Source organism: Psychrobacter sp. GW64-MNA-CIBAN-0177 (genome assembly GCF_040309585.1).
In the GTDB taxonomy this organism is placed as follows: domain Bacteria; phylum Pseudomonadota; class Gammaproteobacteria; order Pseudomonadales; family Moraxellaceae; genus Psychrobacter; species Psychrobacter okhotskensis.
Genome location: NZ_JBEOOY010000270.1, coordinates 1 through 269 on the forward strand (window position 1 = coordinate 1; position 269 = coordinate 269).

Sequence of the window (269 nt, forward strand, 5' to 3'; positions counted from 1 at the left end):
CTATCGATACTGGCATAGCTGTCAAGCTGAGTGTGTGCTGCATTGGTTTGTTGTAGCACGAGTGCGCCAGCCCCTTCACCCACTAACCAATCCGTTGAACGCAATCCTTTAGCGTTAAGCTTAGCGGTATTGAACAACATATTTTCAATGCTGCCAGACAGGTCTACAGCGGCAATAATGATTGCATCTAATGGCTCTTGTAACGAGCCTAACGCAAACAAGTTTTGCGCCACATCGATACAGCGGTTAACTGATTGCTCGCCTGCAGA

The 269-nt window shown here is 47.6% G+C and carries 1 protein-coding gene; it reads right to left on the reverse strand.

What is annotated here, in order from left to right; all coding sequences use genetic code 11:
• On the reverse strand, positions 1-269 hold a 269-nt coding region (locus AAEY79_RS15050; RefSeq protein WP_352289230.1), incomplete at both ends, for a hypothetical protein.